Origin of the sequence: Nocardia sp. 852002-20019_SCH5090214 (genome assembly GCF_001665865.1) — a bacterium.
In the GTDB taxonomy this organism is placed as follows: domain Bacteria; phylum Actinomycetota; class Actinomycetes; order Mycobacteriales; family Mycobacteriaceae; genus Nocardia; species Nocardia nova.
Window position 1 is genome coordinate 12,660 of the sequence record NZ_LZMK01000030.1, and the last position, 25,218, is coordinate 37,877.

Below are 25,218 nucleotides of genomic sequence, written 5' to 3' on the forward strand. Positions count from 1 at the left end.
AATCGATCGGTCCGAGGGGTTGCTGATGCGTGTGCGCGTGCCGGCTTCGGCCGCAGTGGTGTTGCTGAGTGCCGGACTGCTGGTCGGGCTGCCCGGATCTGCCGTCGCCGAACCCGGGACAGGTTCGGCGGCAACGGTTCCCGGCACGGGGCCGTGTGCCACCGACCCCGTCCCCGTGCACGAGCCGGTGGTGCCGAAGACCCTCGAGGTGCCGATCCCGTATCCGGTGGTGACCGTCGATCAACCCCCGCCACCCGCGATACCGAAGCGCACGAGCGTGCAGCTGCCGGTCGATCCGTGCGTCAGCCCGTGCCCGGATCTCACCGACGGTCCGCCGCCCGCGCCCGGTCTGCTGAACCGGCTCGGCGTGCCGGAGGTGCTGCTGAAGCCGAAGCCGTTCTATTTCGCGCTGCCGCCCGGGCCCTCGCCCGAACCCGGGCCGCCTCCGCCGCCGCGAGCCGCACCGCCGACCGAACCGGGGCCGGCGGTGGCCGCGCGGCCGGCGCCGAGGGTGAGTCAGGTCCGCGAGGTCGCCAAGGAGACCGGCGCGAATTCGGTGAACCGCACCGACAAGCGCTGGCAGGTCAATGGGACCGACCTGGGCATCATGTGGGAGAGCGCGCCGGGGGAGATCGCGACGGCCTTCGGCGATACCGTCGGGCACGGGTTCCACCCGCCGGGCGGGATGGGCGAGGACTGGCGCAGCAATCTGCTCGCCTTCAGCACGAATCGTGACCTCGGCAAGGGCATGATCATCGACCGCATGGTCACCGACGATCGTTGTCACGCCGCCGAGGTGCTCGCCAGTCGCAAGAAGGACAATATCGAGATCACCACGATTCCGACCTCCGGTTTCGCGCTGCCGCATCGAGGTTCGGCCGACGGCATCCGGCAGTTCATGAGCTACATGTCGATTCGGACCTGGAACAGCCTGCCGGGCACCTTCTACACCAACTACGGCGGTATCGCGTACTCCGACGACCACGGGCAGACCTGGACCAAGGATCCGCACGCGCACTGGGACAACATCTTCGGCCTCGCGAATTTCCAGGTGTCGGCGATGGTTCCGCAGGGTGACTACGTCTACTTGTTCGGCACGCCGAATACGCGGCTCGGCTCGGTCGGCCTCGCCCGGGTGCCCACGGAGCACGTGCTCGACACCTCCGCCTACCAGTACTGGCGCGACGGCACCTGGACTCCGGTCGGCGGAGCCGCTTCCGCCACACCGATCGTCGACGGACCGGCCGGCGAACTGTCGGTGCGCTACGACAGCGCACGCGGTGTCTGGCAGATGAGTTATCTCGACACCGCGAAGGCGGCGGTCGTCGTGCGCGAATCGAACACGCCGCAGGGTCTGTGGTCGCCGAGTTCGCCGCTGTTGCACGTCTCGGCCGAATACCCCGAACTCTACGGCGGATTCATCCACCCGTGGTCGACGTCCTCGGATCTGTACTTCACCGTCAGCACCTGGAGCGACTACAACGTCTACCTGATGCACGCCCGGCTGGACTGACGTTCGAGCCGGCGGTCAGGACAGTTGGACCTCGGCCAGCGCGCGGCCGAACAGCTTCTTCCCCGCCGAGGTGGCGCTCAGCAGAATCGTCGCGACCCGGCGCTCCGGATCCAGCGACTTGATCTTGGCGGAGAAGTCGATCTGCGCCGGCGAATGACGTTCCACCGGAACGTATCCGGAGAAGCGGACACTGTAGCTTTCGATCGCGCCCGGATCTCCGAGCCACGAGGTCAGATACTGCGCACCCAGGCCCATGGTGAGCATGCCGTGCGCGACCACGGTGGGCAGGCCGGCCAGTTCGGCCGCGCGGTCGCTGAAGTGGATCGGGTTGGAATCACCCGCCACACCGGCGTAGTTGACCAGATCGCCGCGGGTGAGCCGCATCGTGGCGGGGGGCAGTTGGTCGCCCACCGCGATATCGTCGAAATTCGGCTGAGTCTCGACGGTGACGTCCCTGCGCGATTCGGCGAGCCCGGGTTCGGGGGTGGCCTCCTCGGCGGCGATCGGGATCAGCGCCTCCGGGGTGGTCGCGCCGACCTCCCGGCGATGCATGACCACACCTTCGACCAGCCGCACGATATCGGCGTCGACCTCGGCGCCCAGGCGCGCCACGATGGTGGTGAGTCCCACCTGAACGACGGTGTCCTCGGCATCGAGGATGGTGGCCTTCACGGTGATGAAATCGTTTCCGCGCAGGTGGCGGATCGATTCGATCTCCGCCTCGCTGCGCAGGGCGTCGCCGGCCAGGATCGGGCGGTGAATGTGGAAGACCTGGTCGGTCTGCAGGATCTGCGACAGGTCGTATTCGCTGAGCACGCTGTCGAGCAGGGCCTGGGTGGTCGCCATGCCGAGCACCGAGGCGAAGGTCGGCGGCGCCACGACGGCATCCCAGCCGAGCTTGGCGGCGTCGGCCTCGAAGTGGTGGGCGGGATGATGGTTCTGCACGGCCCGCGCGAATTCGCGGACCTTCTCCCTGCCCACCTCGTAGCGGTCCCGAATCCGGTAATGCCGACCGGCCAGTGCCGTGGATGCCGGCGCGTCGGGTGCCAGCTCCGGCATGTCCCTTGCTCCCTGCTCGATTCTTACTGCGTAAACGACAGCACCGGTCGACCGCCCCGGAACAGATCGGCGGAGGGTCGGCGGGTGACAATCCGAGCCATGCTATCGGCGGACCGGACCGCTCACCAGGTGTCTGTGACGTGCATCGCCGGGAAGCGGCGCGATGTGACACCAAGGTGACGCACGTCATCGACTCCGGCGCGTCTACTGCGCGGCACCGGCGGGATCGCACACCTTCCAGCCGCCGTCGGTCTGCTGCAGATCGAAGGTGCGGGCGGTCGAGCGGCTCGGATCGGCATCGGTGTAGATGTCGACCTGAGCGACGGCCTTGTCCCCGGTGATCTGGACGCCGTCCACGCCCGCGACCTTCGGGATCTTCTTCTGATCCACCGCCAGCTTGTGCACGCCGGCGTACTGATCGGGCGCGATGTTCTGATAGAAGTCGTGCAGTTTGCCGCACGTCGCGGATTGCAGCTGACTCAGGTTTCCGGACGCCAGTGCGTTGGTGTAGCTGTTGACCGCGCCCTTGACCTGTGCCTCCGGCGAATTGTCGGATCCGCCGGTGACGAGTGCGACCACCGCCACGATCGCGACGATCACCACCACGACCGCGCCGCCGGCGAGCAGCAGCCAGCGCTTACTGCGCGCGGGCTGTCCCGGCGCGGCGTCCGGTCCCGGTTCCGGCGCCGGTACTCGCTGGGGCTGCGCCACCGGGCGCGGTGCACCCAGCTGGCCCGGTCCGCCCGGTTGTCCCGGTGCGCCCGGCCGGTTCGGTCCACCCGGGCCGGCCGGCTGCGCGGACAGTGTCGGCGCTGTCATCTTGGTATCGGCGGGTGACGATGCGCCGCCGGGGCGCTGGCCTTGTTCACCTTGCGCCGCAGGACCTTTCAGGCCCTGTGCGCCGAGTGCCGCCGCCGCTCCCAGCTGCCCCGGCCCACCGGGACGCTGCTGGCCGGGCGCTCCCGGGCCTTGTGCACCTGGCCCCTGCGCGCCGGGACCCTGCTGGCCTGGGCCCTGCGCACCTGGACCCTGCGGTCCCGGCCGCCCGGCCCCCTGTGCACCCGGGCCCTGGGGGTTCTGCCCGCCGGGACGCTGCGGACCTTGTCCACGTCCCTGCGCGCCGGGCCCACCGGGGCCCTGCTGAGCAGGTCCGTTCGGACCGGCTCCGGGGCCCTGTCCCGGCCCGCCCGGAACCTGCTGCCCCGGGGCGTTCGGCCCGCTCGCAGCGGATTGCGGTCCCGGTCGACCCGGACCTTGCTGCCCTGGTCCACCGGGGCCGCCCGCCGGAGCCTGCCCCGGTGCGCCGCCTGCCGGGCCCTGCTGGCCCGGTCCCCCGGAACCGCTCGTCCGCGCCTGTCCCGGTGCGCCGCCCGTGCGCAGCGCGGCCCTTCGGACCTCCGGCCGCCGGTCCGCCCGGGCCCCGCGATCCCGGAGCGCCGGGCGCGCCCTGGCCCTGCTCACCGCCCGGCCCGCCCTGAGCCCCAGGACGCTTCGAGCCGCTCTGCCCGGCTCCCGGCGGCGTGGCGCGAAGCTTCTCGGTGGCCGCCGGATCGGGTTTCTGAATGGGCAGGATCGTGGTGGCGTCGTCGGACGGATTCGATATCGCGGGAACATCTTGTGGGGCTTCGTTTTTCGTGTCCGGCGCCGCAGTGCCTCCACCGCCGTTCGCGCCGGACTGCTGCGCCGGGCCGGACTTCGCGGACTTCCCGCCGCCCTTGCCGGACGAAACCTTGGGCAAGGCAACGGTTTTCGAATCGTCGTCGCTCTCGCCGGACGCGCTCTCGTTCGCGGCGGCGCTCGGCGCGTTCGGGCCCGGCGCGGCGGTGCGTGCGGACCCGGCGGCGCCCTGGCCGGTTGCGGCACTCCCGGTGTCGGCAGCCTTCGCGGTTTTCGCACCCTCGGCGCCCTTCGCGGTGCGCTCGGCGTCGGGTGCGGCGGCCGGGCCATTCGTTTTCGCCGGGCCGTTCGCGGCGGCCGCTCCGGCAGTGCCGGCCGTGGCGTCGGACTTGCCGGAGTTCTCGGAGGTGGGAGCCTTGCCGGTCTCCTCGGGCTTCTTGCCGGATTCGTCGCGCCTGGGGATGGCGACCGTCTCCGCTTCACCCGCCCCATCGCCCGGCGCGGTGCCCGCCTTGTCGCCGCCGGCCGCCGCGCCACCGCCGTTCGGTGTCGAGCCGGGCGCAGCGGCGGGCGACTTGCCTGAGCCGGGAGCGCCGGGACCGCCGGACTTCGTACCGGAAGCGTTCGGGCCGGACTTGTCACCCGCGGCGGAACTCGCCTGTCCCGCAGCGCCTTTTGCCCCCGGTGTGCGAATGACCTGGGTTTGCGCCGACGGTGACGGCATGGGTGCGGTGGGGGCGGCGCCGGGAAGTTGATCCCGGGAGATGCGCTGGGTGCGGTCCGGGGCGCCGGTGTCCGGTTCGCGACCGGCGGTTGTCCCGCCCTGGGCGCCGGGCTTCGCCGGTCCGTCCGGACCCGCACCGGATGCAGCCTGACGCGGGCGGTCGCCGGAGGCGCCCTGGTGCGGCTTCTGGTCGTCGTTCGGGTCGGACACGCGCTACCCCTTGCTCAGTATCAGCTGTCGGTCGTCGACTGTCGGTCTCAGACGGCCAGCCTAATGGGGTGGGGGCGCGTAGGAGGCGGCAGACGCGCAACCATATAAGGCCTCGCCATCAGGAGGGGGACTCGGCATCGGGACCCGCGCACCCGCTGCCCGGCGAGCCGCCGCGGTGGCGGTGCACAATGAAGCCCATGACCTCCTTCGGTGATCTGCTCGGACCGCAGCCGGTATTGCTTCCCGAAAACACGGAAGCCGAACAGGCCCTGCTGGACAACCAGGACCCGGTCCAGGTCGCCGCCGCCCATCCGACGGCCTCCGTGGCCTGGGCGCAGCTGGCCGAGGACGCGCTGGACCGCGCCGGCGTCGTGGGCGCACCCGAGGGCCAGGCCGAGGTGAGCCTCGATGTGGTGGCGGCCTACGCCTTCGCCCGCACGGGCTACCACCGCGGGCTGGACCTGTTGCGCCGCAACGGGTGGAAGGGCTTCGGCCCGGTGCCGTGGAGCCACGAACCCAACCAGGGCTTCCTCCGTGCGGTCGGCGCCCTCGCCCGCGCCGCCCAGGCCATCGGCGAGAGCGACGAATACGCCCGCTGCCTGGATCTGCTCGAGGATTGCGATCCCCGCGCCGCCGCCGAACTCGGATTGGACTGAGACTGGCCGGCACGGAACGGTTCGCGACCGCCATCACCGTCGATGCGGTTCGCGACAGCGGTAGACAGCGCATGCGCAGTGGCTGGGTGCGTCTGCGCCGGTCCGCGCTTCCGATCTTCCAATGTGCGGTGGGCGCGGCACTGTCCTGGTTCGTCGCCCACCGGTTGGTGGGGCATCCCCAACCGTTCTTCGCGCCGATGGCCGCGGTCATCTCGATCGGGGTGTCGTTCGGTGCGCGGCTGCGCCGATCGGTGGAACTGGTCGGCGGTGTGGCCGTCGGGATCGGGATCGGCGATTTCTTCATCGGGCAGGTCGGAACCGGCGCGTGGCAGATCGCGCTCGTCGTCGGGGTGGCGATGGCGACCGCGGTATTTCTCGATCGAGGTGCGGTCATCCCGATGCAGGCCGCCAGTTCGGCGGTGCTGGTCGCCACGTTGATGCCGCCGCATACCGGCGGAGGTTTCAATCGCATGGTCGACGCGCTGGTCGGTGGGTTGGTCGGCGTCGTGGTGGTGGCCGCGATTCCGCTGCATCCCGTGCGCCGGGCCCGGCAGCAGGCCGCCGATATCCTCACCGTCCTGGGCGCGGCGCTGACCGCATGCGCCGACGGCCTCCATGAGCAGAACGCGGAGAAGGTCCGCGCCGCATTGCATTCCGTGCGCGGCACGCAACCGCAGATCGACGGTTTGCGCAACGCCGTCGAAGGCGGCCGCGAGGTCAGCCGGATCTCGCCGCTGTACTGGAATTCCCGGCCCCGGCTGGAGGCGATTCGCGCGGCGGTCGACCCGCTCGACAATGCCGTGCGCAATACCCGAGTGCTGTTGCGCCGCGCGCTGACTCTGGTGCGCGACGACGAAATCCTCGATCCCCGAATGATCGCCGAGGTCGAAGAACTGGGGCAGGCGGTGGAAGTGGTGCGCCGCTACATGGTTGCCGAACCCGGTGAACAGCCCGATGCCGCCGAAGCGACACGCGTCCTGCGGCGGGTGGCGAAGGGCGCGACCAAGGATCTGGTCGCGGGCGCCGGCCTGTCCTCGCACGTGGTCTTCGCCCAATTGCGTTCCATCGTGGTCGATCTGATGCAGGTCTGCGGGATCAAACGCCTGTCGGCGATCGCGTTGCTGCCGCCCACCGTGCAGAACCCCTATGTGGCGCCCGAGGATTGACCGGACGTGACGCCACCCGTGGGAACCCTTGCGGCAGGGCGTGTTCGGTAGCCTCGCCGTGCCGGAGATTTCCCGAGCGAGCGCTCCGGTACCAGTAGTCGCCGAGCGGTCCGCGAGGTCGCCGGGTCCGGCTGCGCACGGCCGACGCGGCCGAATCGGGTAGTCGACTACTCGTGTCGCGGGTCGGCGCGGATCGTACGTTTGTCTCGACCGCGTCGACGAGGGGTGGCGCGGTCGGAAAACTTCGCGACGGATGCGACGTGCGGCCGATTGGTGTGCGGCCGACCGCGTAGGGGGCGGGAGCTCCGTCGCGAAGAGGGCCGCCCGGTTCCTGTTCGCCGGCGAATCGAACTGGAATCGGGCGCGCCCGCCGAAACGCGTGTCAGGTCCAGAAGCGGGTCAGATAACTGCCGATGGCCGCCCAGTCCGACGGCACGCCGGACAGTTCGAACACCCAGTAGACGGCATCGAAGAACACGCGATTGAGCTCCGGCACCCACAGAATCGCGAGCAACAGCAGCAGCCCGAACGGCTTCACCTGATCCAGCGACCGCCGTGTCTGATAACTGAGCGACGGCTCCACGATCGCGTAGCCGTCGGTTCCCGGAATCGGCAGCAGATTCAGAATCGTCGCGGTGATCTGCAGAAACGCCAGGAAACTGAGGCCGAACCAGAACGCGGCGTGGTCATGGGTGGAGCCGGCGAATCGGACGATCACCAGCAGCACCACCGCGCACAACGCGTTGACCGCCGGACCGGCCGCGCTGATCGCACGCTGGGTGCGCGTCGAAAAGTTCTGCGTATTCAGATAGACCGCGCCACCGGGCAGTGCGAATCCGCCCAGCGCGATGAAGAAGATCGGCAGCGCGATCGACAGCAGGGGATGGCTGTATTTCACCGGATTCAGCGTCAGGTACCCGCGCATCTGCACTTCGCGATCCCCGGCCCGATACGCCGTGTAGGCGTGGCCGAATTCGTGCAGGCACACGCTGAGAATCCAGCCCGCCACCACGAAGACGAACACTCCGGCCTTGGCCCGGGTGGACAGCGGATCGGCATCCCAGGCCAGCGCCCCGCCCAGCGCGGTGATCACCACGATCAGCAAGAAGATCGGACTCGGGTGCACCACTCTCCGAGCCGGAAAGGAGTAGGTCATCGCACCAGCAGCCAGGGCTCGTGATGACGGTAGAAACTCGACCGCGGCACTGTGCGATCGGCGGCGATGCCGTCGCGCGTCACCGCCGCCCCCGGTGATCCCAGCTGTACGGCGCGCCCGGCCACCCAGCGCTTCTTACCCCAGCCGCGCTGCACCGTGGCGCGCACGCCCGGCATCTCGAGGGTGGGTGAAACATGCAGCGCCGCAACCTTTCCGGTGAACAACCGGACCTCGTCGACGTACGCCTCCCCCTCGAGTTTGCCGCCGTCGCGGCCGGTGATCGTGGCCCGGCCGACCAGGACGGTGCCGGTCTCGTCGCGGATCAGAGGGGTGGGCTCGGCGCGGCCCTCCAGCGCGCGTTTGGCGGCGTGCGAGCCCGTGCCGGTCTGATATGCCCGGGAACCGTAGGTGCGATCCACCGGCACATAGCCGATTTCGACGGTCAGCCGTTCGGTGCGCAGCAGATGGGTGAGCACCGCGGCTAGACCGGCATCCTCACCGAGCACGATGAGCCGCGGCTGGTTGTCGGCAGCCAGGACCGGAAGCAGTTCGTCCAGTTCTGCGGTGTCGGGAATCGCCGTGGTCTGGGTGGTGGGCAGCGACGCGAGCGCGATGGGCACGGGAGCGCCGTTGCAGCGGAGAACATGAGTACTCAACTGCCGAACACCCTCCTCGGACCTGCCAACGCCATCGCCCTCGCTGCCTACCGGGCGCACCCCTGCCGGGACGCCTCCGCAGGCCACTGTAATCGGCTCGGGCGGTCGGCGCGCTCTCCGCTGCGCCACGCGGGGAAGGAGGTGGCTGGTTACGGCACGAATTGTGTCCACTAGACTGTCCCTCCGGCCACCGCCACTTGGCGCGAGCGACGGGCCTCGGGAGCGCCGTCATCGGGCTCTGCAACGGCAGGTAGCTGCAGCGTCGCCGATGCTGCGTGTCGAAACCGTAGGAGACTCCCATGCCGGCAATCGTGCTGATCGGCGCCCAGTGGGGCGACGAGGGTAAGGGCAAAGCTACCGATCTGCTCGGTGGCCGCGTCCAGTGGGTGGTCCGCTACCAGGGTGGCAACAACGCAGGTCACACCGTGGTCCTGCCGAACGGCGACAACTTCGCGCTACACCTCATCCCGTCCGGCATCCTGACGCCGGGTGTCACCAATGTCATCGGCAACGGTGTCGTCATCGACCCGGGTGTGCTGCTCGACGAACTCGCCGGACTGGAACAGCGCTCCGTGGACACCTCCCGGCTGCTGCTGTCGGCGGACGCGCACCTGATCATGCCGTACCACGTGGCCATCGATAAGGTCACCGAACGTTTCCTCGGCAACAAGAAGATCGGCACCACCGGACGCGGCATCGGCCCCTGCTATCAGGACAAGGTCGCCCGCGTGGGCGTGCGTGTCGCCGATGTGCTGGACGAGAAGATCCTCACCCAGAAGGTCGAAGCCGCACTGGAATTCAAGAACCAGGTGCTGGTGAAGATCTACAACCGGCGCGCACTCGACCCGCAGCAGGTGGTCGACGAGGTGCTGAATCAGGCCGAAGGTTTCAAGCACCGCATCAGCGATACCCGGCTGCTGCTCAACCAGGCGCTGGAGAACGGCGAGACCGTCCTGCTGGAGGGTTCGCAGGGGACCCTGCTCGACGTCGACCACGGCACCTATCCCTATGTGACGTCGTCGAATCCGACCTCCGGCGGTGCCGCGGTGGGCGCGGGCGTGGGACCCAACAAGATCACCACGGTGCTCGGCATCCTCAAGGCCTACACCACGCGCGTCGGCTCCGGCCCGTTCCCGACCGAACTGTTCGACCAGTCCGGTGAGTATCTCGCCAAGACCGGCGGTGAGGTCGGCGTGACCACCGGCCGTGCCCGCCGCACCGGCTGGTTCGACGCGGTGATCGCCCGCTACGCGACCCGGGTCAACGGCATCACCGACTACTTCCTCACCAAGCTGGATGTGCTGTCCAGCCTGGACCGCGTGCCGATCTGCGTGGCCTACGAGATCGACGGCGAGCGGGTGGAGCAGATGCCGACCACCCAGACCGAATTCCACCACGCCAAGCCCATCTACGAGGAGATGCCGGGCTGGTGGGAGGACATCTCCGGAGCGCGCAGCTTCGACGACCTGCCGGCCAACGCGCGGGCGTACGTCGAACGGCTGGAGGAGCTTTCCGGCGCCCGCGTGTCCTGCATCGGCGTCGGACCCGGCCGTGACGAGACGATCGTGCGTCACGACGTCCTGAACCATCAGTAGCAGGTGAGGGGCGCCAAGGGTTCGGTGGCGTGCGGGGTCAGCGAAGCGTAGGTCGCCGCGATCGACTTCACCGCCACCCGCAGATCGGATTCGGTGTGGGTGAACGGGATTCGCAGGAACCGCTCGAAGGCGCCTTGGACCCCGAAACGGGGTCCGGCGGCCAGCAGCACGCCGTGATTCGGCGCGGTGGCGGCGAGAGCGGTCGAGACGGGAGCCGGAAGTTGCACCCAGATCGACATGCCGCCGCAACCGGGACTCACCTGCCAGTCGGGCAATTCCTCGGACAGGGCGTCCAAGAGAGCCGCACGCCGGCTGCGTAGTTGTTCGCGGCGTTGTTCGAGGATGACGCCGGCATGATCGAGCAGATAGCCGGTTGCCAGCTGGTCCATCACGGGCGTGCCGAGGTCCACCGTGGAGCGGGTGCCGAGAAGTTTCCCGATGAGCGACTGGTTGGCGCGAATCCAGCCCACGCGCAGGCCGCCCCAGAACGACTTGGATGCCGACCCGATCGTCACGATCTCCGAACCGCGTGCGAAAGCCGCCGCCGGAGGAGGGGTTTCGCCGTCGAGCTGCTGATCGACCATGGACTCGTCGACGATCACCGTCATGCGGGTCTCGCGGGCGATCGCGGCCAGTTCCGCCCGGGCGTCGGCGTTCATCAGCAGGCCGGTCGGATTGTTGAAGTCCGGCACCAGGTAGGCGGTGCTCGCGGCGGTTTGCCGTGCGGCACTGCGGATTCCGTCGAGATCCCAGGCGGCATCCGGTTGTTCGGGGCGCAGCGGCACCGGGACCGGCCGGGCGCCGACGTCGCGGATCGCCTCGATCGCGTTGGGATAGGTCGGGTGGTCGATCAGGACGCGTTCGGCGGGTGCGGTGAGCACATTGAGGAGCAGCCGAAGTCCGTGCTGCGCACCGAGAGTCACCAGAATCTGATCCGGCTCGGTGGGCAGGCCGCGCTCGGTGTAGCGGCGCGCGAGCATCTCCCGCAGCGGCAGCACGCCCACCGGGTCCATGCCGTGGGTGCCGAGATAGATCGGAAGACCCTGCAGCGCAGCCGAATACGCGTCGTTCATCTGCGGCGGCGCCGACATCGCGGCGTAGGTGAGGTCGATGGTGGGCTGGGCCGTCGGTGACATCACCGCCAGGATGCTGCGGGCCGGTTTGGTGCCGTCGTGTGCGACGTCGGAGGGCAGGGCGACCGTGCTGCGCGAGCCCTGCCGGCTGATCAGATAGCCGTGCTCCCGCAGCAGCGCGTAGGCGGAGGTGACGGTGGTGCGGCTGACGCCCAGCGCGGTCGCCAGATCGCGTTCGCTGGGCAGCGCGATACCCAGCGGGGCGCGGCCGTCGTGGATCAGCAGGCGGATACTCTCCGCGAGTGCCAGATAGGCCGGGCGCGCACCCCGGCGGGCGGCGCCGGATTCGTCGTGCCGCCAGCGGCCCAGGTCGCGGGTGAGGGTGGCCGCACTGATCACGCGTATCGCCATAGAGGCCAGTATCCGGGTAGTGGCTATTTGATTCAAGTCCAGATGCGGGCAGGGTGGACCTCATGTTCTCCGGTCTTGCCGCCCTGCTGGTCGTCGTGGTGGTTCTCGTGGCCGTCTATCGCTACGCCACCGGATCCGGCCGCCGGGTCGTCGCACTCTTCGAGCGGTATCGACCGCATGCGCCGATGGCGGATTGGTCGCTGGGAGAGGCGGATCGCCGTGGTCGGGTCCGGGATCTCGCGGTCGGGCGCGGCCGCGGGACCGGTGTGGCACGGGACCGGTCGGCGACTCGACCGCCTGCGTCGCCCTGACCTTCGGGGGCGGCATCAGTCCAGTCGTGTGGTACTGGACTGCAACAGCCGGGAATGTCGGACCCTCGGTGCACACTGTGGGTATGTCTGCGGGCAAGTTGTCCTCGGTCGCGGTGACCGAATTCGATACCGCCATCGGCCGATGCGCCATGGGATGGACCGATGACGGCGTCGTGCGGTTCCAACTGCCGGAAGTCGCCGGCGTGCGCGCCCCGGAACGGGTCGAATCTCCGGAGCTCGCCGAATCCCCCGGGCTCGTCGGATCCCCGGAACGTGACGAATCCGCGCCGCTCGCCGATTCCCCGGACGCTTCCGCCCTCATGTCCGGCATGCTGCGCCGCGGAGTGGACGCGATCGCGTCCGCGAGGGTTCGCACCGTCGAACCGTCCGGTGCGATGGCCGAGGCGATCCGGGCCATTCGCGCGCATCTGACCGGCGAACTGGACGATCTGCGGTGGATTGCGGTGGACTATCGCGCGCAACCGGAATTCCATCGCGCGGTCTACGACATCACGCGCACCATCGCCCCGGGGCACACTCTCACCTACGGCGAGGTCGCCGCCCGGGCCGGAGCGCCCGGCGCGGCCCAAGCCGTCGGACAAGCCTTGGGCCGCAATCCCATTCCCTTGATCGTGCCCTGCCACCGCGTGCTGGCGGCCGATCACGGACTGCACGGCTTCTCCGCGCCCGGCGGCATCGCGACCAAGGCCCGCCTGCTCGAAATCGAACGCACCTCGGGATTTGGGGAACCGACCCTGTTCTGAGCGCCGGTGGGCCGGCTGGGCGACCGCACCGAGTCGCCGGCGCCGATGGCTGCTATTTGTGTTCGGGGTTCGGGTTGATCGCGCCTTGGATGCCGTCGTTGGCGCGGTTGACGCCGTCGACCACCGCATCCGGTACGGCATCCGGCACCGGCGCGCTGAAGCCGCCCACGCGCACTTCGCGCGGAGCGGGCGGTTCGGTCGGCTTCGGTTCCGGCTTCGGCGCGGCCCGGGGCGCGGACTGCGGAGCCGGTACGTGTTGCGGTGAGGCGGAACGCAATTCGGCGGGCTCGTCGGAAGGAGCCGGGGCATCCGGGGTGGTGACACCGGGCTGAACCGGACCGGTCGCCGCGGCGGTACCGGCGAAACCGAGGACCACCGCGAGCGGCACCGCCGCCATCGCGACCCGAATACCCGTCATCAGATACCGATTTCGACGGATCACGCCGAGCACCACCCTCATCAGCAGCCTGCCTGTGTGGCGACCACGGCCGCCGCCAGCATCGTAATCGACCGCTAGCGGCGACGCAGTGTCGAATTCCGCACAGCGACGGCCTCCTGCCGTGGTCGGACACGCGGCGTATCCCGTCGAACGATGTATGCCCGGGAGCGGAGGCCTACCGTAGACGTCATGACGAAGGGGAGTGGCGGGCGAGACAGCATGGGACACGAACGGAAAGCGTCACCTCCGGCCCGCGATATCCGCCGCCGGCTCGCGGTGCCGGTGCAGCGGTACATCGCGATTCCCGTGGGCAGCCGGGTCGCGCGGTACCTCGGCGGACTCGCCGTACTGGAGACGACCGGGCGTCGCAGTGGTCAGCCGCGACGGACGCCGATCGGGGGGAGGCTGGTCGGCTCCTCCTACTGGTTCGTCTCCGAATTCGGGCGCGATTCGCAGTACGTGCGCAATATCGTCGCGAATCCCAAGGTGCGCTTGCAGATTCGCGGTGTCTGGCACGACGGCACGGCGGTCCTGCTCGACGACGACGATGCGCGGGCACGGCTGCGCAAGCTCAACCGCGTCAACAGTTCGGTCGTGCGCGCCGTCGGCTCGAACCTGCTGACGATTCGCATCGACCTGGAGTGACTCGGACCGGCCGGGGCGAACGGTTCAGCGCTGTTTGCCTCGCGGTGGCTCGCCGCGCATCAGATCGGCGAGCGCCTCGCGATCGGTGACGTCGAGCTTCATACAGGCCCGATAGAGATGTCCCTCGACGGTCCGCACCGACACCGTCAGCCGATCCGCGATCTGCCGATTGCTGAGTCCGGCCGCGACCAGATTGGCGATTTCGCGTTCCCGCGCGGTGAGCGGAAGTGGTTGTGCCGATTGCCGAAGCGCCGGTGTGCTCGCGCCGCCGCAGGCCGCGGCCAGGCGATTGGCGGTCGCGGCGGATTCGAGCAATCGGCGCCGATCGCCGTGCCGCTCGTGCGCCGAGGCGGCCTGCGCGGCGGCGTCGGCGGCCGAGAGCAGGGCGCCCATTCGCTCGAATTCCGCTGCGGCATTGTCCAATCCGGGGCCGTCCTGGGAGGCCACGGCCACCGCGTGGCGAGCCTGCACCTGCACCAGCGCGCCGTCGATCCGCGCCGCGATATCGGCGAGCCGCCCGGCCACGGTGCGGTCGCCGAAGCGGGCCGCGGTGTGCAGGGCCATGGCCTCGATCGCGTGCTGGTGGGACCGGGCCGCGGCGTCGGCGGCGCCGATGGCCAGCCGCACGGCCGGGGCGACGGTGCCTTCGGCCGCGGCCTGCCACGCGCGCGCGATTTCGAGCTGCGGTTCGTAGACCGCACTGTGCCGGCCACCGCGCAGCCGCGCCTCGGCGATCGTCTCGGCGGCCTCCGCGGCCCGGCCCAAGGCCGAATAGGCTTCGGCGAGACGAATTCTCGCCGGGAACATCCACGCGGCGGCGCCCTCGGCGGTCAGCGCCGCGAGCGCCTGTTCGAGATTCTCGACGCCCTCCGGGAAGTGCCCCTGTGCCACGTCGACGGTGCCCTGCAGGATCTTCGAGAGCCCCCAGGCCAGATACTGTCCCGGCGCCGAATATCCGAAATAGCCGGAGGCACAGCGACGTGCGGCATCCAGTTCACCGGTGAAGGTGAGCGCCAGCACCTCCGCGTGCGCGGACATGAAGCGCGTCGGCCCGTCGACCTGCTCCTCGACCTGATGGCCGCGCAGGGTGTATTCGCGCGCGGCCGCACTGCGGCCCATCAGCGCGAGCGCCAGACCGCCGCCGAACGATGCCCACCACACCGCCCAGGCCGGCGCGTCCGGTGTGGACATCACCGCCTCGGCGTCGGTGAAGGCCTCCTCCAAGCGGTTTTCGTTCACCTCGCACGCGGAAGCCAAGCCCCGCAACGTCAGGACGATCTTCGGATGCCGGACCCGGCTGCGCACCAGGGACAGCACCTCGTCGGCCCGGTCGGCATCGCCCATGGCCCACAACAGATTCGAGACGCGGGTGCTGCCCCAGCGGGCCAGCTGCACCTCGTTCAACTGATCCGGATCGAAACTGGCCAGGGTGCGTTCGGCCTCGATGCGATGTCCCTGCCACAGCAGCGCGCGCGCCAGCAGATCCGCGGACTCGACACCGCCTCGGCGCTCCACCGCCGCGCGCGCGAACCGTTCACCGAGGGGGATGTTCGCCAGCCCGATGGCATCGGCCGCGGCCGCCTCGAACAACTCCAGATCCGCGGATTTGTCACTGTCCAAAGCCAATTCGGCCAGCCGGATGCGATCGGAGGCGGATTTGATCGGCCGCTCCCGCAGCGACGAATACAACCGGCCCCGGAGCCGGCGAGCCGAGGCGATACCGAGCCGCCGCCGGATCACCTCGCCGAACAGCGGATGGTTGTAGCGCACCAGCAACTGGTGACCGTTCTCGACAATCCGGATCACGCCACGGGTTTCGGCCTGTTCGACCGCATCCTCGCCGGCCAGTTCGGCCAATACGTCGAGATCGATGGGCTCGCAGAAGGTGAGCAGTTCCAGGACGCGCAGCACCGACTCCGGCAGCTGCTCGACGCGATCCTCCAGCAGTGCCGCCAGTTCCGAGGTCACCGCCGCCCGCCCGCGCAGCTGCCACACCCCGTTGACCTGTCGCAGCGTGCCCGCCTCCAGCGCGCCCTCCACGAGATGACGCAGGAACAGGGCATTGCCGCCCGAGGATTCCCACATCAGATTGGCGGTGAACCCCTCCAGCTGCCCGCCGAGCATGGATTCGACCAGTTCGACGCTCTGCGGTTCGGAGAACGGCGTGAGGTCGATCCGCAGCAGATGCCCGTCCTTCCACAGCGAGGTCACCGCGTCCGGCACCTGCACCCCGCTGCGTACCGTGCAGACGATCCGCGCGGCCTTGTCGATGGCCAACTGCAGCAGCAGTGTTGCCGAGAGCTGATCGAGCAGGTGGGCATCGTCGACGCCGATGATGGTGTCGCCGTCGGACAGCAGCGCCTCCCGCGCGGCGGCCATGAACGTGACCGGGTCGTGTGCGGTGTACACGCCGACCATATGCGCGAACACGCCGAGCGGAATACTGCGTGCGGACTCGGTGCCCGCCACCCAGCGCACACTCCCGCCCACCGCGGCCGTCGCCTGCCGCGCCAGGGTCGTCTTCCCCACCCCCGCGTCGCCGGTCAGGATCGCGCCGACGAATTCGGTGCCGGTCAACGCGGCGCGAATCGACTCCAATTCGCCACCGCGCTCGATCATCGGCCAGTTCCGAGCCATGAAATTACTGTAGTGCCTTGGCGAATTTGCGCGGAATGAACGAACCGCGAACGGCCGCAGCCCTATCCAGCGCAAATGCCGGCGTGCCGGGAATGCCCCGGTGGCGGCGCTCGCCACCGGGGCGCCGCGTCAGTTCGCCCAGATCTCGTCGATGGCCGTGGCGGCCGAGGGAGGCGGGGTGGGGGTGCCGCCCTGGGTGCGGGAGAAGCGCGGGGCGGGGGCGTGCTGGACCACGCCGTCGATCTCGACCAGGGATTCGCGGGCGGTGATATGGCCGTTCTCGGTGGCCTCGGTGAAGGTGAGGACCGGGGTGCAGCAGGCGTCGGTGCCGTCGAAGATCGCGGCCCATTCGTCGCGGGTCTTGGTCTTGAACTTCTCGGTGAACAGCTTGCGCAGCTGATCCTGGCCGTTGGGGTCGAGTTGCATCGGCAGGCCCTCGGGGTCGATCTCGAGACCCTTCAGGAATTCGGCGTAGAACTGCGGTTCGATGCAGCCGACGGCCATGTACTTGCCGTCGGAGGTCTCGTAGGTGTCGTAGAAGGCCATACCGGTGTCGAGCAGGTTGGTGCCCCGCTCGTCCGACCACAGGCCCATGCCGCGCATACCCCAGATCATGTGCGAGAGGGAGAGCGCACCGTCGATCATCGCGGCGTCGATCACCTGGCCCTTACCGGAGATCGACCGCTCCACCAGCGCGGAGAGCACACCCATCACCAGGAACATCGAACCGCCGCCGAAGTCGCCGACCATGTTCAGCGGCGGGACCGGGCGCTCACCCTTGCGGCCGATGGCGTTGAGCACACCGGTCAGCGAGATGTAGTTGATGTCGTGGCCGGCGCGGTCGGCGAGCGGGCCGTACTGTCCCCACCCGGTCATCCGGCCGTAGATCAGGCGCGGGTTGCGCTCGAGGGTGACGTCCGGGCCCAGTCCCATCCGCTCGGTGACGCCGGGCCGGAAACCCTCCAGCAGCACATCGGCCTTGTCGATCAGGCCGAGCACCTTCTCGATATCGGCGGGATCCTTGAGGTTGGCCTCGACGATGGTGCGTCCCCGCCACTGCGGTCGTTCCATGAATCCCGGCAGCTGGCCGGGACGCTGCACGCGCACCACATCGGCGCCCAGATCGGCCAGCAGCAGTGCCGCGTGCGGGCCGGGGCCGATTCCGGCCAGCTCCAGAACCTTGATGCCCGCGAGTGGGCCCTGTCCGGTGGTGGTGGATGAAGTGCTCACGCCCTACCTCGGTTCGTCGTCGATCCTGCGACCGGCGGCGCGCGCCGGTGTTGACACTACGACAATAAGCGGTGGATGTGACGCACGGCATCCGGGTGCGGTGTGCGTGGCTATTCGATGATCCGCAGCGGTCGCGTCCGGTCCGGGGGCTGGTTCCGTTTCGGCGGCTGGGGCAGTTCCGAGCGGCGCAGCCGCAGCGTCGGCGGTTCGGTGCGCGGAATCGGCAGCGTCGGCACGGGATCCTCGGCCGAACGCACCTTCATCGGCAGCCGGTAGCAGGCGCGGGCGTTGTCCTCGAGCACCCGGTACATATCCGCGCCGACGGCCCGGCCGATGATCTCGATATCGGCATCGCGGAACGGCCGTCCGGCCCGATTGCCCGGCAGATCGGAGCCGAACATCAGCGCACCGGGATTGACCGCGTGCACCCGTCGCATCGCCGATTCCACATCCATCGACACCCGACCGAATCCGGAGGCTTTCACCCGGGCCCCGCGATCGACCAGATTCAGCAGATAGGGCAGGCACTCGTCGGACATGCCCATGTGGTCGATGCTCAGCGCCGGCAGTTTGGAGATGACCGGTTCCAGCGAGCCCAGCATGGATCCGTCGATGTAGAGCTCGACATGCCAGCCGGCGAGTTCGTAGGCGCGCACGGCCTGCATGGTCAGCGTGACGATGTCGACCGCGGCGCGCTTGAGATTGAACCGGATGGCCCGCACCCCGGCCCGGTCCAGTTCGATGATCTGCTCGTCGGTGACGTCCGAAGGCAGATTGATCACGCCGACCCAGTTCGGCCCGAGTTCGGCCAGTGCGGCGATCATGAACGTCGAGTCGGTGCCCTGGAAGGACGCACTCACCACCGCACCACCGTCGACATCGAAGTGCGCCATGCGCTTTCGATAGTCGGCGATGGTGTACGGCTCCGGCAGGTAGCCCTGATTCTCGACCAGCGGATACCGCGGGTCGATGATGTGAACGTGTGAATCGAACACGTGATCAGCATGCCTCAGGTCGGTGACGAATGCGGATCCGGCGTGGTGTTCAGACCTTGTGCGGCTCGCTCGCGCGCAGCATGTCCTCGCGTTCGACGACCTTGACCCGCTCGCGGCCCTCGGGCTCGCCGAGCGAGCGCTCGTGGGCGTCGAGGCGGTACCAGCCGGCCCAGGTGGTGAACGGAATGCCCTTGTCCTCGAGGAACTTCGTCACGGCCTCGGGATCGGGTTCGGCGGCCGGGGTGAAGGAGGCGGCGTCGTCGAGCAGGCAGGCGATGGTCTCGTTGGCGTCGCCCTTGGTGTGGCCGATCAGGCCGACCGGGCCGCGCTTGATCCAGCCGGTGACGTAGGTCTGCGGCAGGTAGCGGGCGGTGCCGTCGGCGCCCTCGTCGAGGAGCACGCGACCGGCCTCGTTCGGCACGGTGCCGGCCTGGTCGTCGAACGGCAGCTGCGGGATGTTCTGCGACAGGTAGCCGACGGCGCGGTACACGGCCTGGACGTCCCAGTCCTTGTAGGTTCCGGTGCCCTTGACGTTGCCGGTGCCGTCGAGGGTGGTGCGCTCGGTGCGCAGGCCGACCACCTTGCCGTCCTCGCCGATCAGTTCGGCCGGGGATTCGAAGAAGTGCAGGAACAGCTTGTGCGGGCGGTCGCCGACGTCGCGAATGGCCCACTGCTCGAGGGTGTTGCAGACCATGTCGACCTGCTTGGAGTGGCGGCGCGCGGCTTCCGAGCCCTCGTCGTAGTCGATGTCCTCGGGATCGACGATCACCTCGATATTCGGCGAGTGATCGAGTTCGCGCAGTTCCAGCGGGGTGAACTTGGCCTGGGCGGGACCGCGGCGGCCGAAGACGTGCACCTCGACGGCCTTGTTGTTGCGCAGGCCCTCGTAGACGTTCGGCGGAATCTCGGTGGGCAGCAGTTCCTCACCGGTCTTGGCGAGCACGCGGGCCACGTCGAGCGCCACATTGCCCACACCCAGGACGGCGACCTTCTCCGCGTCGAGCGGCCAGGTGCGCGGCACGTCCGGGTGGCCGTCGTACCAGGACACGAAGTCGGCGGCGCCGTAGCTGCCGTCCAGTTCGATACCCGGGACGCCCAGGGCGCGGTCGGCGTTGGCGCCGGTGGAGAAGATCACCGCGTCGTAGAAGCGGCGCAGGTCCTCGAGGTCGATGTCGCTGCCGTAGTCGATATTGCCGAGCAGGCGGACCTGCGGCTTGTCGAGCACCTTGTGCAGCGCGGTGATGATGCCCTTGATGCGCGGGTGGTCGGGTGCGACGCCGTAGCGGATCAGACCGAACGGGGCCGGCATGCGCTCGTAGAGGTCGATACTCGCCTCCACGTCGGACTTCATCAGCGCGTCGGCGGCGTAGATTCCGGCCGGTCCGGCACCGACGATCGCGATGCGCAGGGGGCGGTCGCCCGCGCCGCTATTCGTTCCAGCGTGTTCGGTCATTTCTACGCGCACCCTTTGGTCGAAAACTCTCGTCTTGTCAGCCGTCCTTCTTAGCTTAGGCTAAGTTGACGTGCGGGCCGGGCGCCTGCCCGACTGCTCCGCCGATGCTGCCTCGTTGCCGCGCGGAGCTCTCCCGATCCGTGCACCGGATGTGGCCGGAGTTCTGGTGATTCTATCGGTGGCACACACCGCCGCTATTCCCGGTATCCGCGCGAAAATGCGGGCGTGATCTTCGACACTTGGACCCGCCGGGGATGATGCAGGGCATGAATGATCCGGCTACCTCGATCGATCAGCGCGACACGACGCGGTCGGCGAAGCCGTTCCTGATCGCCGCGGCCATCGCCGTCCTGGCGGTGCTCGCCGTCGTCATCCTCGGAATCACCCGCCCGGCTGAGAACAATCTCACAGATCCGGATCGGGTCGCCATCGCGGCGCGCAACTTCGCCACGGCGAGAAGCGATTCCGACGCCGACCGGCGCAAGACCACCGAATGCACCGGGTTCGACGAGAAGAAGTCGCCGCTGGGCGCCGACTCGGCGGGCAAGAAGGTGGAGATCGCCGGAGTCGACGCGGTGCACATCGACGGCGACCGCGCGACGGCGTCGGTGACCAGCCGGATCGACGGTCGCCAGTCCGCGGCGAACTGGAATTTCAGTCGCGAGAACGGCACCTGGCTGGTGTGCGTCAACCCCTGAGCCGCCGCTGTCCATGTTTGACAATCGGGCCTGTGACCAGGCATTCTCGGTTCAGGTCATGAGTACCAGCGGTAAGCCCCGGCTCGCTGGTCGGCAACCCTCCTCCGCGGTGGGGTGCTCCGGGTGACGACCTGGCCGCGGTCCGACCGGACGCGGCAAGTGCGGATTCCGTAGGAGGTTCGACAAGTGAGCTACGCCGGTGACATCACGCCCGGGCAGGCGTGGGAGTTGTTGCGCGACAATCCGGATGCGGTGCTGGTGGATGTGCGCACCGAGGCCGAATGGCGGTTCGTCGGAGTGCCCGACACCACCTCGATCGAGCGGCCGACCGCCCTCATCGAATGGGTCGACGGCACCGGCGCACCCAACCCCGTATTCGTGGAGCAGTTGAAGCAGGTGCTGGCCGATCGCGCGGGCGACAGCGATGCCCCGGTGATCTTCCTGTGCCGGTCCGGGCAGCGTTCGATCGGTGCGGCCACGGCGGCGACGGCGGCCGGTTTCGCGCCCTCCTACAACGTGCTCGAGGGTTTCGAGGGTCCGCTGGATGCCGAGGGGCATCGCGGCGGCACCGGTTGGCGCGCACTCGGCCTGCCGTGGCGGCAGTCGTGAGCGGATCTGTTGTGCGGCAATTCTTTTCGTGGAGGCAGTCATGATCACCGGCGGTGCATTCGATCGGCCGCTGCCCGAGGGGGTGGGACCGGCGACCCTGGGCGTGCGCGGCGGGCTGCGCCGCTCCGGGTTCGAGGAGACCTCCGAGGCGCTGTATCTGTCGTCCGGATTCGTCTACGAGAGCGCCGAGGCGGCCGAAGCGGCCTTCACCGGCGATATCGAGCATTTCGTCTATTCGCGCTACGGCAATCCGACGGTCGCGATGTTCGAGGAGCGGATGCGGCTGCTCGAGGGCGCCGAGGCGTGCTTCGCCACCGCCAGCGGCATGTCCGCGGTGTTCACCGCGCTGGCCGCGCTGCTCGGGCAGGGAGACCGGCTGGTGGCCGCGCGCAGCCTGTTCGGTTCCTGTTTCGTGGTGTGCAACGAGATCCTGCCGCGCTGGGGCGTGGAGACCGTCTTCGTCGACGGTGAGGATCTCGACCAGTGGGAGCAGGCGCTCTCGCAGCCGACGGCCGCGGTGTTCTTCGAAACTCCCTCGAATCCGATGCAGACCCTCGTCGACGTGCGGCGGGTGAGCGAACTGGCCCATGCCGCCGGCGCGAAGGTCGTGCTGGACAACGTGTTCGCGACGCCGCTGCTGCAGCGCAGTCTCGACCTCGGCGCCGATGTGGTGGTCTACTCGGGCACCAAGCACATCGACGGACAGGGTCGCGTCCTCGGCGGTGCGATCCTCGGCACGAGCGACTACATCAACGGGCCGGTCAAGAATCTGATGCGCCACACCGGCCCGGCGCTGAGTCCGTTCAACGCCTGGACCCTGCTGAAGGGACTGGAGACGATGCCGCTGCGGGTGCGTCAGTCGACGCAGTCCGCGCTGGCCGTCGCCGAGTTCCTGGAACAGCATCCGGGCGTGGCCTGGACGAAGTACCCGTTCCTCGCCTCGCATCCGCAGCACGAGCTGGCGACCGCGCAGATGTCCGGCGGCGGCACCGTGGTGACCTTCGAACTCGCCGCGGGCCCCGACGAGGGCAAGAAGCGGGCCTTCGAGGTGCTGAACCGGCTGCGCATCGTCGACATCTCCAACAACCTCGGCGACGCCAAGACCCTGGTCACGCATCCGGCGACCACCACGCATCGTGCGATGGGTCCGGAAGGCCGTGCGGCGGTGGGACTCACCGACGGGGTGCTGCGCATTTCGATCGGTCTCGAGGATGTGGAGGATCTGCTCGGTGATCTGGAGCAGGCGCTGAGCTGACCGCCGGGCGTTGACAGTATGCTGTCAATCATGACAGCATACTGTCATGACTCAGACGGTTCATGTGGCGGTGTACGACACGTTCGCGGATTGGGAGCCGAGCTACGTGACGGCCGGCATCAATCGCCCGTTGATGCAGCGCGAGCCGGGAAGCCGGCAGATTCGCACGGTCGGCGCCACCTCCGCGCCGGTCACCTCGATGGGCGGGTTGCGCGTGGTTCCCGATCTCACTCTGGACCAGCTCTCCCCGGCCGACAGCGCGATGCTGATCCTGCCCGGCGCCGACATCTGGGAGGACGGGCAGCTGGCGCGGTTCGCCCAGGCTGCAGAGGACTTCCTGAAGGCCGGCGTACCGGTCGCGGCGATCTGCGGTGCGACCTACGGCCTGGCGAAACAGGGCCTGCTCGATGCTCGTCCGCACACCGGCAACGCGGCGGACAATCTCGCCTCGACCGGATATTCGGGAGCGCACCACTATGTGGACGAGCCGGCGGTGACCGACGGCGATCTGATCACCGCGAGCGGCATCGCACCGATCGACTTCGCACGCCACATCTTCGCGCGGCTGGATCTGTTCGAGCCGGCCGTCCTGGATGCGTGGTATCGGCTCTACGCGGACCGGGATCCGAGCGGGTTCTTCGCCCTGCAGGCCGCGGCGGTCGAGCCGGCATGAGCCGCGGTGACGCCGAACTGTTCTCCGCGGCGGCGATCACGACCTTCAAGCTGAACGGCCAATTCCTCACGATCGCAGAGGAATTGGCGAAACCGGCGGAGATCACCGCGGCCTGGTGGCAGGTGCTGGGTGCGGTGCTGCACGAACCGCTGCCGGTATCGGGGATCGCGCGGGAGATGGGTATCACCCGCCAGAGCGTGCAGCGCATCGCGGATCTACTGGTGGGCAAGGGATTGGCCGAATACCGGCCGAATCCGTCGCATCGCCGCGCGAAGCTGGTGGCGATCACCGATGCGGGCTACGCTGCCGTCCGCCGGATCACCCCGAAGCATGCTGTCATGGCGAAACAGCTTGCGCGACAATTGGGTTCGCAGCGTTTCGCCGAAGTGGTGGATGCGCTGGGTGATCTGTCGGCCGCGCTGGAGGCGCTGGAAGCCGGGGAGCGCGGCGGAAGTCCGGACTGATGGGTTCCTGCGCCGGAAAGTACCGTGCCGGCGGACCTCCGGTGCGCCGGCCCGACTTTCCCGCTCAGGCCGCGAACGGATTCTCGGTGCGGCCCACGAGATCGGCCACCGAATCGATCACCAGCGTCGGCCGGTACGGGAACTGTTCCATCGACGCCCGGGTGGAGATCCCCGAGGTCACCAGGACCGTGCGCATGCCCGCCTCGAGTCCGGCGATCACATCGGTGTCCATCCGGTCACCGATCATCACCGCCGACTGCGAATGCGCGCCGATCTGCCGCAGCGCCGAGCGCATCATCAGCGGATTCGGTTTCCCCACGTAGTACGGGTCGCGCCCGGTCGCCCGGGTGATCAGCGCGGCCACGGAACCGGTCGCGGGCAGCACGCCCTCACGGGAGGGCCCGGTGGGGTCGGGATTGGTGGCGATGAACCGGGCGCCGCGTTCGACCAGCCGGATCGCGGTGGTGATCGCCTCGAACGAATAGGTTCGCGTCTCACCGAGGACGACGTAATCAGGATCGCTGTCGGTCAGCACGTAGCCGATCTCGTGCAGGGCGGTCGTCAATCCCGATTCGCCCACCACGTATGCCGTCCCGCCGGGACGCTGCTCGTTCAGGAAGGTGGCCGTCGCGGTTGCCGAGGTCCAGATCGAGGACGCCGGAATGTCCAGCCCGATCCGGCGCAGGCGGGCCTGCAGATCGCGCGGGGTGCGGATGGAATTGTTGGTCAGGACCAGGTACGGAATCTCACGCTCGGTCAGCTCCGTCAGGAACGCATCGGCGCCGGGAATGAGGTGGTCCTCGTGCACCAGCACGCCGTCCATATCGGTCAGGTAGGACAGAATCGGTTCGCTGTCGGCAGTCACGAGCCAATTGTGGGCTATCGGCGGTAGCGATGTGATGTTCCGGTAGGTCGTACGCGCGGCGGCCGCGGAATTCGCTCTGGTTATGGTCGAATGCGACCGCAGCTTGCCGCGCTGTGGACAGTCGGGACAGGAATTCGGGACACCCGTCCGGCGCTGCACTCGGTCGACGCGGTCGTCTCCCGCCCGGGAGCCGGCCCAAGCACGCACGTGACGGCGAACAGGAGTGGCGCAGTGAGTGATCTCAAACTGGGATACAAAGCGTCGGCAGAACAATTCGGACCACGCGAGCTCGTCGAGCTCGGCGTTCTGGTCGAAGAACACGGCCTCGACAGTGCGACCGTCTG

24 protein-coding genes, 1 pseudogene and 1 riboswitch are annotated in these 25,218 nt (G+C 68.8%); of the genes and pseudogenes, 14 read left to right on the plus strand and 11 right to left on the minus strand.

The annotated features are described in order from the left end of the window. Positions 1 to 25: 25 nt before the first annotated feature. Positions 26 to 1,513: a DUF4185 domain-containing protein gene (locus A5780_RS03970; protein WP_064907735.1), complete on the plus strand. Its 1,488-nt coding sequence runs from the start codon at positions 26 to 28 to the stop codon at positions 1,511 to 1,513. Positions 1,514 to 1,528: 15 nt separating this feature from the next. On the opposite strand, the gene A5780_RS03975 is transcribed toward A5780_RS03970, so the two are convergent. Beyond that, positions 1,529 to 2,572, minus strand: coding sequence for a fused (3R)-hydroxyacyl-ACP dehydratase subunits HadA/HadB (locus A5780_RS03975; protein WP_064907736.1), 1,044 nt, complete (start codon positions 2,570 to 2,572; stop codon positions 1,529 to 1,531). A 204-nt stretch (positions 2,573 to 2,776) separates the two neighbouring features. Further along, complete coding sequence (locus A5780_RS03980) at positions 2,777 to 3,391, minus strand: hypothetical protein (RefSeq protein WP_064906159.1); 615 nt, start codon at positions 3,389 to 3,391, stop codon at positions 2,777 to 2,779. Positions 3,392 to 4,134: 743 nt separating this feature from the next. Here A5780_RS03980 and A5780_RS03990 point away from each other — a divergent pair. From A5780_RS03990 to A5780_RS04000, 3 genes are all read left to right on the plus strand, one after another. Continuing rightward, on the plus strand, positions 4,135 to 4,944 hold the full coding sequence (locus tag A5780_RS03990) for a hypothetical protein (RefSeq protein WP_156769352.1): 810 nt from the start codon (positions 4,135 to 4,137) through the stop codon (positions 4,942 to 4,944). Positions 4,945 to 5,320: 376 nt separating this feature from the next. Beyond that, positions 5,321 to 5,779: a DUF3151 domain-containing protein gene (locus tag A5780_RS03995; protein WP_030516647.1), complete on the plus strand. Its 459-nt coding sequence runs from the start codon at positions 5,321 to 5,323 to the stop codon at positions 5,777 to 5,779. Between the two features lie 71 nt (positions 5,780 to 5,850). Continuing rightward, on the plus strand, positions 5,851 to 6,945 hold the full coding sequence (locus A5780_RS04000; RefSeq protein ID WP_064906153.1) for an aromatic acid exporter family protein: 1,095 nt from the start codon (positions 5,851 to 5,853) through the stop codon (positions 6,943 to 6,945). A gap of 382 nt (positions 6,946 to 7,327) precedes the next feature. Here A5780_RS04000 and A5780_RS04005 read toward each other — a convergent pair whose 3' ends face one another. Together A5780_RS04005 and A5780_RS04010 are read right to left on the minus strand one after the other, a co-directional pair. Further along, a complete protein-coding gene (locus A5780_RS04005; protein ID WP_082857436.1) occupies positions 7,328 to 8,101 on the minus strand; it encodes a site-2 protease family protein in 774 nt (257 codons plus the stop codon). Next, the gene (locus tag A5780_RS04010; RefSeq protein WP_231953370.1) at positions 8,098 to 8,721 is read right to left on the minus strand and encodes a hypothetical protein; all 624 of its coding nucleotides are present in this window, start codon (positions 8,719 to 8,721) and stop codon (positions 8,098 to 8,100) included. Before A5780_RS04010 ends, A5780_RS04005 begins: the two co-directional genes overlap by 4 nt. 335 nt (positions 8,722 to 9,056) lie before the next feature. Between A5780_RS04010 and A5780_RS04015 the strand changes: the two genes are divergently transcribed. Beyond that, complete coding sequence (locus tag A5780_RS04015; RefSeq protein ID WP_030516643.1) at positions 9,057 to 10,352, plus strand: adenylosuccinate synthase; 1,296 nt, start codon at positions 9,057 to 9,059, stop codon at positions 10,350 to 10,352. Here A5780_RS04015 and A5780_RS04020 read toward each other — a convergent pair. Then, a complete protein-coding gene (locus A5780_RS04020) occupies positions 10,346 to 11,836 on the minus strand; it encodes a PLP-dependent aminotransferase family protein (protein WP_064907739.1) in 1,491 nt (496 codons plus the stop codon). The two genes, A5780_RS04015 and A5780_RS04020, sit on opposite strands and share 7 nt — an antisense overlap. 62 nt (positions 11,837 to 11,898) lie before the next feature. On the opposite strand from A5780_RS04020, the gene A5780_RS04025 reads away from it, so the two are divergent. Beyond that, positions 11,899 to 12,147 carry a hypothetical protein gene (locus A5780_RS04025; RefSeq protein WP_064907740.1) on the plus strand — a complete coding sequence of 83 codons (249 nt, stop codon included), beginning with the start codon at positions 11,899 to 11,901 and terminating at the stop codon, positions 12,145 to 12,147. Positions 12,148 to 12,230: 83 nt separating this feature from the next. After that, the gene (locus A5780_RS04030; RefSeq protein ID WP_064906144.1) at positions 12,231 to 12,911 is read left to right on the plus strand and encodes a methylated-DNA--[protein]-cysteine S-methyltransferase; all 681 of its coding nucleotides are present in this window, start codon (positions 12,231 to 12,233) and stop codon (positions 12,909 to 12,911) included. A 52-nt stretch (positions 12,912 to 12,963) separates the two neighbouring features. Here the strand turns inward: A5780_RS04030 and A5780_RS04035 are convergent, their stop codons facing one another. Beyond that, entirely contained in the window at positions 12,964 to 13,371 is a 408-nt protein-coding gene (locus tag A5780_RS04035; protein ID WP_063018744.1) for a hypothetical protein, read from the minus strand. Between the two features lie 198 nt (positions 13,372 to 13,569). On the opposite strand from A5780_RS04035, the gene A5780_RS04040 reads away from it, so the two are divergent. Next, positions 13,570 to 13,995, plus strand: a complete 426-nt coding sequence (locus tag A5780_RS04040) for a nitroreductase/quinone reductase family protein (protein WP_063018742.1) — start codon at positions 13,570 to 13,572, stop codon at positions 13,993 to 13,995. 24 nt (positions 13,996 to 14,019) lie between these two features. On the opposite strand, the gene A5780_RS04045 is transcribed toward A5780_RS04040, so the two are convergent. The 4 genes from A5780_RS04045 to A5780_RS04060 all read right to left on the minus strand — a co-directional run bounded on the left by A5780_RS04045 (position 14,020) and on the right by A5780_RS04060 (position 20,310). Beyond that, the gene (locus tag A5780_RS04045) at positions 14,020 to 16,632 is read right to left on the minus strand and encodes a LuxR C-terminal-related transcriptional regulator (RefSeq protein ID WP_064907742.1); all 2,613 of its coding nucleotides are present in this window, start codon (positions 16,630 to 16,632) and stop codon (positions 14,020 to 14,022) included. A gap of 129 nt (positions 16,633 to 16,761) precedes the next feature. Next, positions 16,762 to 17,862: a CaiB/BaiF CoA-transferase family protein gene (locus tag A5780_RS04050; RefSeq protein ID WP_063018738.1), complete on the minus strand. Its 1,101-nt coding sequence runs from the start codon at positions 17,860 to 17,862 to the stop codon at positions 16,762 to 16,764. 110 nt (positions 17,863 to 17,972) lie between these two features. Next, positions 17,973 to 18,857, minus strand: a complete 885-nt coding sequence (locus A5780_RS04055; RefSeq protein ID WP_064906136.1) for an amidohydrolase — start codon at positions 18,855 to 18,857, stop codon at positions 17,973 to 17,975. Between the two features lie 49 nt (positions 18,858 to 18,906). Then, entirely contained in the window at positions 18,907 to 20,310 is a 1,404-nt protein-coding gene (locus A5780_RS04060) for an FAD-dependent oxidoreductase (RefSeq protein WP_064907743.1), read from the minus strand. Between the two features lie 266 nt (positions 20,311 to 20,576). Between A5780_RS04060 and A5780_RS04065 the strand changes: the two genes are divergently transcribed. The 5 genes from A5780_RS04065 (at position 20,577) to A5780_RS04085 (ending at position 24,009) form a co-directional block, all read left to right on the plus strand. Beyond that, complete coding sequence (locus A5780_RS04065) at positions 20,577 to 21,008, plus strand: hypothetical protein (protein ID WP_146098831.1); 432 nt, start codon at positions 20,577 to 20,579, stop codon at positions 21,006 to 21,008. 54 nt (positions 21,009 to 21,062) lie between these two features. Next, positions 21,063 to 21,176, plus strand: a riboswitch (SAM riboswitch). 18 nt (positions 21,177 to 21,194) lie between these two features. After that, positions 21,195 to 21,617 carry a rhodanese-like domain-containing protein gene (locus tag A5780_RS04070; RefSeq protein WP_063018730.1) on the plus strand — a complete coding sequence of 141 codons (423 nt, stop codon included), beginning with the start codon at positions 21,195 to 21,197 and terminating at the stop codon, positions 21,615 to 21,617. A gap of 40 nt (positions 21,618 to 21,657) precedes the next feature. Further along, entirely contained in the window at positions 21,658 to 22,872 is a 1,215-nt protein-coding gene (locus tag A5780_RS04075) for an O-succinylhomoserine sulfhydrylase (RefSeq protein ID WP_064907745.1), read from the plus strand. A 46-nt stretch (positions 22,873 to 22,918) separates the two neighbouring features. After that, entirely contained in the window at positions 22,919 to 23,545 is a 627-nt protein-coding gene (locus A5780_RS04080) for a type 1 glutamine amidotransferase family protein (protein WP_064906132.1), read from the plus strand. Continuing rightward, positions 23,542 to 24,009: a MarR family winged helix-turn-helix transcriptional regulator gene (locus A5780_RS04085; protein ID WP_064907746.1), complete on the plus strand. Its 468-nt coding sequence runs from the start codon at positions 23,542 to 23,544 to the stop codon at positions 24,007 to 24,009. The genes A5780_RS04080 and A5780_RS04085 overlap by 4 nt, the downstream gene beginning before the upstream one ends. 64 nt (positions 24,010 to 24,073) lie before the next feature. Here the strand turns inward: A5780_RS04085 and A5780_RS04090 are convergent, their stop codons facing one another. Then, on the minus strand, positions 24,074 to 24,832 hold the full coding sequence (locus A5780_RS04090) for an HAD-IIA family hydrolase (protein ID WP_051756585.1): 759 nt from the start codon (positions 24,830 to 24,832) through the stop codon (positions 24,074 to 24,076). Positions 24,833 to 25,105: 273 nt separating this feature from the next. Here A5780_RS04090 and A5780_RS41690 point away from each other — a divergent pair. Next, a pseudogene (locus tag A5780_RS41690) lies at positions 25,106 to 25,218 on the plus strand (glucose-6-phosphate dehydrogenase (coenzyme-F420)); the annotation flags it as partial.